Source organism: Allosphingosinicella sp. (assembly GCF_036570505.1).
GTDB lineage: Bacteria > Pseudomonadota > Alphaproteobacteria > Sphingomonadales > Sphingomonadaceae > Allosphingosinicella.
In genome coordinates this window covers 1-7,886 of sequence record NZ_DATCYB010000126.1, presented here as the reverse complement: position 1 = coordinate 7,886, position 7,886 = coordinate 1, and the positions used below count along the sequence as shown (strand labels likewise).

The 7,886-nt window shown below is 65.1% G+C and carries 6 protein-coding genes and 1 pseudogene; 2 read left to right on the top strand and 5 right to left on the bottom strand.

What is annotated here, in order from left to right; all coding sequences use genetic code 11:
• Positions 1-1,088, bottom strand: a pseudogene (locus VIR62_RS15735) (ATP-dependent DNA helicase); the annotation flags it as partial.
• Positions 1,089-1,126: 38 nt separating this feature from the next.
• Between VIR62_RS15735 and VIR62_RS15730 the strand changes: the two are divergent.
• On the top strand, positions 1,127-2,707 hold the full coding sequence (locus VIR62_RS15730) for a lysine--tRNA ligase (RefSeq protein WP_431872826.1): 1,581 nt from the start codon (positions 1,127-1,129) through the stop codon (positions 2,705-2,707).
• A gap of 234 nt (positions 2,708-2,941) precedes the next feature.
• Here the strand turns inward: VIR62_RS15730 and VIR62_RS15725 are convergent, their stop codons facing one another.
• Positions 2,942-4,759 carry a DUF885 domain-containing protein gene (locus tag VIR62_RS15725; RefSeq protein WP_431872824.1) on the bottom strand — a complete coding sequence of 606 codons (1,818 nt, stop codon included), beginning with the start codon at positions 4,757-4,759 and terminating at the stop codon, positions 2,942-2,944.
• A 119-nt stretch (positions 4,760-4,878) separates the two neighbouring features.
• On the opposite strand from VIR62_RS15725, the gene VIR62_RS15720 reads away from it, so the two are divergent.
• A complete protein-coding gene (locus VIR62_RS15720; RefSeq protein WP_431872823.1) occupies positions 4,879-5,244 on the top strand; it encodes a DUF427 domain-containing protein in 366 nt (121 codons plus the stop codon).
• Between the two features lie 7 nt (positions 5,245-5,251).
• Here VIR62_RS15720 and VIR62_RS15715 read toward each other — a convergent pair whose 3' ends face one another.
• From VIR62_RS15715 to VIR62_RS15705, 3 genes are all read right to left on the bottom strand, one after another.
• Positions 5,252-5,917 carry a prolyl hydroxylase family protein gene (locus VIR62_RS15715; RefSeq protein WP_431872821.1) on the bottom strand — a complete coding sequence of 222 codons (666 nt, stop codon included), beginning with the start codon at positions 5,915-5,917 and terminating at the stop codon, positions 5,252-5,254.
• 20 nt (positions 5,918-5,937) lie between these two features.
• On the bottom strand, positions 5,938-7,209 hold the full coding sequence (locus VIR62_RS15710; protein ID WP_431872819.1) for an amidohydrolase family protein: 1,272 nt from the start codon (positions 7,207-7,209) through the stop codon (positions 5,938-5,940).
• Between the two features lie 123 nt (positions 7,210-7,332).
• A partial coding sequence (locus VIR62_RS15705) for an RcnB family protein (protein ID WP_431872817.1) occupies positions 7,333-7,886 on the bottom strand: 554 nt, incomplete at its 5' end.

Here is a 7,886-nt window from a genome sequence, read left to right as displayed (position 1 = left end):
CCCGCATAGACGCACTCGCCGCGCCGGTCGGTGAGCGCGGTGGCGCCGGCGCGGCGGAACAGGGTCGGCAGCCAGCCCGGCATGTCGCCGCCGACCATGTCGCCGTCCCTGGTGTAGGCGGCCCAGCGCGCCACGAGCTGGGCAAGGATCGCCGCGCGGCCGGAAAAACCGCCCTGCAAGGCGTCTTCGAGGTTGAGCAGGCAAAGATAATTTTCCCGCCCCTTGCGGACGACCACCTTCGCTTTGCGTTCCTTCGCGTCGGGAAAGAGCCGGACGCACTCGCGGTCGAGCTGACGTTGCAGCGCCTTGGTGTAGGTCGAAACCCACACCGCACCGTCGGCCTTCGCCGCCCAGAGCGAAGCCGGAGCGAGATAACCGAGCGTCTTGCCGATCCCCGTCCCCGCCTCGGCGAGCAGCAAATGGGGCTGGCCTTCACGCCGGCGTGGCGCGAAGGCCGAAGTTGCCGTTGCCGCATAATCGCGTTGACCTTGGCGCGGTTCGGCTCCTCGACCCGTGAGCGCCGCTAGCCGATCGATAGACTCTGCCTCGGAAACGCTAACCGCGCGCGGCTGTGCTCGCGGTGCGCCTTCGTCCCATTCCGGGAGCCTGGAGAAGAGCCAGCGCTCGTCCCGCTCCGGCCGCTTCAGCCGCGCCGTCACTACCGGCGCCCACGACCAGCGCAGGCGATAGAGCGACTGCGCCGAGGCCCAGGCGCCTTCCCGCTCCGGCCAGTCCGCGACCTCCATCCGCTCCAGCAGCGCCTCCGCCGCCCGTCGCAGGAACGGCGCCGCATCGGCATCGTCCTTCGGCGGCGCCAGCCCCAGCGCATGGGCGAACCCTTTCGGCGTCGGCACCGCGAAACGGGCCGGAAACACGAAAGCGAACAGCTCAAGAAGGTCGAGCCCCGAAAGCTCGGGATAGCCGAGTCGCTGTCCGACCAGCGGCGCGTTCAGCATGATCATCGGCGTCTCGGCCGCCCTGGCGATCGCTTCGCCCCGCCCGAGGCCGCGCACTTCGCCGTCGGGGGCGGCGATCCAGATGCCGCCATGGGTTGCGTGAAGCGCGGGATAGGGCAAATAGGCCGCCATCCGCCTCATCTGGTCCAGGCGGAACGAAAGGGCAACCTGTGTCTGTACTTCAAGAGCTCCGCGAAGCCGCCCTGGTCTCCAAGGCCTGGCCCTATGAGGAAGCGCGCAAGCTCCTGAAGCGCTATCCGGATGGGCCGGACAAGCCGATCGTCTTCGAGACCGGCTACGGCCCCAGCGGTTTGCCGCATCTCGGCACCTTCCAGGAAGTGGCGCGTACCCTGATGGTCCGTCACGCGCTTTCCGAAATGGTCGACTGGCCCAGCCGCCTCATCGCCTTTTCTGACGATATGGACGGCATGCGCAAAGTGCCGCCCGGCGTGCCGCACCAGGACATGATGCACGACCATCTGGACCAACCCTTGAGCCACGTGCCGGACCCGTTCGGCTGCGGCCACAAGAGCTACGCCGACCATAACAACCTGCTCCTCCAGAAATTCCTCGACCAGTTCGGCTTCGACTATGAGTTCATGGCCTCGTCCGACTGCTACGGCTCCGGCCGCTTCGACGAGGCGCTGAAGTCGGTCCTCCGCCACTATGACGACATCATGGCCGTGATGCTGCCAACTCTCCGCGAGGAACGCCGCCGCACCTACTCGCCCGTCCTTCCGATCAGTCCGGCGAACGGGAAAGTGCTCCAGGTGCCGGTCGAGGTTGCGGACTGGGAGGAGGGCACGATCCGCTACACCGACCCGGCGAGCGGGAAAGTCGTCGAGCAGTTGATCCTCTCGGGCGGCGCCAAGCTGCAATGGAAGGTGGACTGGGCGATGCGCTGGGTCGCGCTCGGCGTCGACTATGAGATGGCGGGCAAGGACCTGATCGATTCGGTGACCCAGAGCTCGAAGATCGCCCGCGTGCTCGGCGCCCGGCCGCCCGAAGGCTTCAACTACGAGCTGTTCCTCGACGAAAATGGCGAGAAGATCTCGAAGACCAAGGGCAACGGCGTCACCATCGACGAATGGCTGACCTATGCGCCGCCCGAAAGCCTCGCCTTCTATATCTATCGCGAGCCGAGGAAGGCGAAGCAGCTCTCCTTCGGCATCATCCCCAAGGCGGTCGACGAATATCAGCAATTCCTCGCCGCCTATCCGGGCCAGCCCTGGGAAAAGCGCCTCGGCAATCCTGTTCACCACGTCCATGCCGGCGACGTTCCGCCAGCACGGATGCCGCTCACCTTCGCGCTGCTCCTCAATCTCGTCGGTGTCGCGCTCACCGACGACAAGAATCTGCTCTGGGCCTTCGTCCAGCGCTACGCGCCTGAAGCGTCGCCCGAGACGCATCCGGAACTCGATGCCCTGATCGGCCATGCCGCGGTCTATTTCCGCGACTTCGTCAAGGATTCGCTGAACCGGCGCGCACCGGACGGGCGCGAGGCGGAAGCCCTTCGGGATCTCGACAGCCGCTTATCGCAGCTTCCTTGCGATGCGGGATCGGAGGAAATTCAGCACATGGTCTTCGAGGTCGGCAAGGCGGCCGGATTCGAGAACCTGCGCGACTGGTTCAAGGCGCTTTACGAGACGTTGCTCGGCACCAGCCAGGGTCCGCGAATGGGGAGCTTCATCGCGCTCTATGGTATTGACAACAGCCGCCAGCTGATTGGTGAGGCTTTAGGGCAACAGTAGCCGGAAACTCTGTTTCGACGCGGCAACCCTTGTGCGCGGTGCGCGTTTCATCGCGCGGTCCACCCCTTTCGGACTGGTGCTTGGTGCCGTTCGCGCATCGCATCGGCCGCGTCGCCGTCCCCCCGTGCGACGCGGCCATGGGGGACACCTCTCCAAGAGTTTTAGGGGAGGGGGCCGACTGAAAGTGGGGTGGAGGGGAGCTCTGGTCCATTCCCCTCCACCTTGCCTGACGCTTCAGACCTCTTTGCTGGCGATCCAGTCGTCGATCTTCTTTTCCAGCACCGCCATCGGCAGCGACCCGGTCATCAGCACTTGGGCATGGAACTCGCGCGCGTCGAACCGATCGCCCAGTGCCTTTTCCGCTTTCTCCCTTAGCCGCTGGATGGTGAGCGCCCCTATCTTGTAGGCGAGCGCCTGGCTGGGGATGGCGATGTAGCGTTCGACCTCGGCGGTGGCGTCGGTGCGGCTCATGCCGGAGTTTGCGAGCATATATTCGATCGCCTGATCGCGGGTCCAGCCCTTGGAATGGATGCCCGTGTCGACCACCAGCCGCATGGCGCGCAGCATCTCGTCGTCGAGATGGCCGAAGCGCTGATAGGGATCGGTGAACATGCCGAGCGCCGGCCCCAGCGTCTCGGCATAGAGCGCCCAGCCCTCGACGAAGGCGGTGTTGCCGCCGAAGCGCATGAAGGCGGGAAGCGCCTCATTCTCCTGGGCGAGGCTGATCTGGAAATGGTGGCCGGGCGAGCCTTCGTGGAGGTAGAGCGTCTCCATGCCGTAGGTCGTCCGCGACGGCAGGTCGTAGGCATTATAGTAGAAGATGCCGGGACGTGAGCCGTCGGGCGTGCCCTGCTGGTAGGAGCCGCCCGCCGCCGTCTTCTCGCGGAAGGGCTCGACGGCGCGGATTTCCAGCGGGCTTTCGGGAATGGTCGAGAATTGCTCGGCGATGCGGGCGTCGACCTTTTTGCCGATCGCATAATAGCCGTCGCGTAGCGCGTCGCGGGACTCGGCCTTGAATTTGGCATCCGTGCGAAGGTGATTGAAGAATTCGGGAAGCGTGCCCTCAAAGCCCACTTCCTCCTTGATCGCTTCCATCTCCTTCTTGATCCGGATGACCTCGTCGAGGCCGATCTGATGGACCTCGGCCGCCTTCAGCGGAAGGGTGGTCGTGTCCTCGATCAGGTAATCGTAAAGTTTCTCGCCGCCCTTCATGTGGACGAGGCCGACGCCCTCGCGCGCCTTGGGAAGATACTCATTCTTCAGGAAGTCGCGGAGCCGCGTGTAGGCCGGGTAGATGTCGTCGGTGACAGTGGCACGATAGGCTGCCTTCAGCCGCGCCTGATCGGCTTCGGAGATGCTTTCGGGGAAATTGAGGACCGGCGCATAATAAGGCGACTCCTCCGGCTTGTCCGCAAGCTGGAGGTTGAGCTGGTCTATCACATTCTGGATCGTGAGCTTGGTGTCGAAAACGCCCGCGGCCATGCCTTCGCGGAAGCGGCTGATGGAGCGGTCGATGATCGTGACGAACTCCTTATGGCGCTTGAGGTTGTTCTCATAGTCCTCGAGCGTCTTGAACGGCGCTGCGCCCTTGCTGCTGGCGAAGGTCGGATAGAAGGTGTGGAAGCCGCTGAAATGGTTGATGGGCCGGACGACCGTCAGGGCCAATATGTCCGGCTGATAACCCTTGAGCTCCGACTCCTTGTCGAACTTGAAGACGTCGTATGCGATCTTGTCGGTGTCGCTGAGTTGTGAACGATCGATTTTGGCGAGCGCCGCGAGCTCGGCCTCCGCCGCCGCCTTCTCCGCCGCGAAATATTCGTCGCTGATATAATCGCCCAACTGGTCAGCATAGCGCATATCGCCGCGGAACAGCGCACTTACCGGATTGCGGCGCAGATTGTCCTCGTCGCTTTTCTTGAACAGCGCGTGGAGCTGCTGAGAGGCCGTCGACCGGGTCGCTTCCGCCGTCGCCGTCTGCATGGCGAGCGCGTTCGGTGTGGCCAGAGTCGGGACAAGGAGGGAGGAAGCAGCGGCGAGAAGCGTGCGGTTCATGAAGAGCCTTTCCGATAATGCTGTGTTGGTCGCTTAATACGGTAGGGCGTGTTGCGCAAGCGATGATCCGAGAGGCCGGAATGTGCTAAACTCGCACCTCCCGCGAAGGAGTCGCGCCCATGAAGCAACCGGGACCCGACCATCCCATCGAGATCAGCCCGTTCGGCGGGCGTGTCCGCGTCCTGTTCGAGGGCCGGACCGTCGCTGATACGTCGCACGCGCTGATGCTGGAGGAAGCGAGTTACCCGCCGGTCTTCTACATTCCCCGCGACGACGCGCACATGGACCTGCTGGTCCATAGCGGCCGCGTCACGCATTGCCCGTACAAGGGCGACGCCAGCTATTTCAGCATCGAGGGTGGCGGGGCGCATGCCCGTGACGCCGCCTGGAGTTACGAGCACCCCTATCCCGCCGTGGCCGAAATCGGCGGCCATCTTGCTTTCTATCCGGACAAGGTCAGCATCGAGACGGTCCCCTTCGGCTGATCTCGGATCAATAAGGCTTCGCCGCCGCGAGCCCCGGCGTCCAGGGCCGTTCGCGATACCATTTGGTGATCACATATTTGACGCCGGCGAGGACCGGCATCCCCTGGTGCAGCGACGCCATATTGGGGGCGCCGCGTTCGTCCAGATTGTTCCAGACGAGGAGATTGCCCTTGCGCGGTGAGATCCGCACCTTTGCCTCGGGAAACTGGGTCTGCCCGCCTTCGTCGACCGCGTTCAGGAACATCATTGCCGTCCAGGTGCGCTGGCCGCCATGTTTCTCCTGCTCCGGCCAATAGGCTTCGCTCGTGAAGAAGAAGTCGTGATGCGGCTTGAACTGCTGGCCGACGGCGTAGCGCTGGCCCTGGATCGTCTCGCCGCAGGCAGGATCGACGGCAATGATTCCGGCGATCTTCCTCTCGACGGCGCGCACCGCCGGCGCGCGCGGATCGAGGTTGCAGCTTTCGCTGGTGCGGAATTCCGGGTCGTCGGTATCGGCGAGAAGGCGCGAAGGCTCCTTGCCCGCGTCGATCAGCGCAATCAGCGCCCGGCATTCCTTGTCATCGAGGAAATCGCGTAGGACGAACATCTCGACGCCCGGCGCGGGCACCTGGTACATGCCCGGCACCCGCGCCAGATCCTGACGTACCGCGGCCGCGCTTTCGAGAATGTCCATCGCCTTTCGTCGCGATCAGCTCATTCGATCGCCTGTCCCCGAATCATCACCCAATCGACCTGCTCCAGAACGCGGACATCCTCCAGCGGGTTGCCGGTAACGGCGATGATATCGGCCGAATAGCCGGGCGCGATCCGGCCGACCTCGGTTTCCATGTCGATCAGCTTCGCCGCTTCGGTGGTCGCGGAGGCGAGCGCCTCGGCGGGGCTCATGCCGACTATCTCGATCAGCTGGGCGAATTCCTCGGCGTTGCGGCCGTGCGGATAGACCGCCGAATCGGTGCCGAAAACAACCGGCACGCCGGCGGCGCGCGCGGCGATGGCGGCCTTGCCGACCTGGTCCAATGTCATGCGCACCTTCTCTGCCACCGCCGGCGTGAAGGCGCCCTTGGCAAGGCCGTCGCGGATGCCGGTATAGGCCATCAGGGTCGGCACCAGCACGGCGCCGTTCGCCTTCATGGCCTTGATCGCGGCGGCGTCGGCGAAGGTGCCATGCTCGATCGAATCGACGCCGGCGCGGGCCGCCGCCTCGATGCCGCGCGCGCCGTGGGCGTGGGCCGCCACCTTGAGGCCTAGGCTGTGGGCGGTGTCGACGATCGCCTTCATCTCCGCGTCGGTGAAATGCTGGCCGAGCCCGCGCGCCTGCTGCGACAGGACGCCGCCGGTGGCCGGAATCTTGATGACGTCGGCGCCGGCGCGGGACGCTTCCCGAACCCGTTCCGCGCATTCGACGGCGCCGGTGCAGGTGTTGCCGATTTCCAGCGTCTCCATCACGTCGGGACGAAAACCGGTGACGTCGCCATGGCCGCCGATGATGGAGATGCTGGAGCCCGCCGCGACGATGCGCGGACCGGGGATGATCCCGTCATCGGTGGCACGGCGAAGGGCGAAGATCGACTGAGGGTAGGCCCCGAGGTCGCGGACGGTGGTGAAGCCGGCCTTGGCCGTCAGAAGCGCGTTCCTGGCGCCCACCAGGGTCGACCATTCGGACGTGTCCACCGCCTCGTCGCGCCAGTCGCCGCCGGGCTCGCCGGTCAGGTGGACATGGGTGTCGATGAGGCCGGGCAGGACGGTCTTGGACGAAAGATCGACAAGCTCCGCGCCAGCCGGGACGGGCGTGTGGCCGTCGGCGATGCCGCTGATGCGACCGTCGACCACGGTGATCGTCGAAGGCCCCATCGGGGGTTTGGACGCATCGGTGATCAGCCGGCCCGTGTGAATAACGACGGTTTCGGCCGCGGCCGGCGCGGCGATCAGGCAGGCGGAAAGGACAAGCAGCAGGCGCGACAGCATGGACGGGAACCCCCTTGGACACGAACTATGCCCGATGCTGCGTCAGACGTCCGGCATTTGACAAGCAAAAAGCCCGGAGCGTGTCGGAACGCTCCGGGCCCTCTGTCGGTTCGGATGGCCGCGTTACCAGAAGAAGTCGTAGATCACGTCCAGGACTTCGCCGGTGTAGATGTCGACCAGCAGCACGTCGTCATAATAGCGGACCCATTGCGTGCCGGGATAGGCGGCCGGCAGGCGATACTGCCACGGATCGTGGATCCGGTAACGGTCCGCGAAGAAGGGCGAGCCGAGGATCACGCCGATCGAGAAGCGGCTGTAGCTGTGGTTCCGATAGGGCGCATAATAATAGCCCGGGCTGAAGATGCCGCGATGGCTGTAGCGATAGTCGCGCCAGTTGTAGCGGCGGTCGTTGCGCCAGTCCCGACGCCATTCCCGGCGGGCCTCGCGCCAGTCGCGGCGATCGTCCCGACGGTCACGCCGCCACTCCCGGCGATCCTCGCGCCGGTCCTGCCTTGCTTCGCGGCGATCCCCGCGCCGCTCGCGATAGTCCTCGCGCAGCTTGCGCTCGTAGCGCGCCTGGTTCTCGGCGGCCTTTCGGCGATAGCGGGGGATGACGTTCTCCGCGCTGCGGCGCGATACCTCGCGACTCTCGCGAATCTGCCTGCGAAGGGCTTCGC

What these genes read in the sequence shown, in the direction of transcription:
- VIR62_RS15725 (WP_431872824.1), bottom strand. Translation starts at nt 4,759, where the DNA reads ATGAACCGCACGCTTCTCGCCGCTGCTTCCTCCCTCCTTGTCCCGACT.
- VIR62_RS15720 (WP_431872823.1), top strand. Translation starts at nt 4,879, where the DNA reads ATGAAGCAACCGGGACCCGACCATCCCATCGAGATCAGCCCGTTCGGC.
- VIR62_RS15715 (WP_431872821.1), bottom strand. Translation starts at nt 5,917, where the DNA reads ATGGACATTCTCGAAAGCGCGGCCGCGGTACGTCAGGATCTGGCGCGG.
- VIR62_RS15710 (WP_431872819.1), bottom strand. Translation starts at nt 7,209, where the DNA reads ATGCTGTCGCGCCTGCTGCTTGTCCTTTCCGCCTGCCTGATCGCCGCG.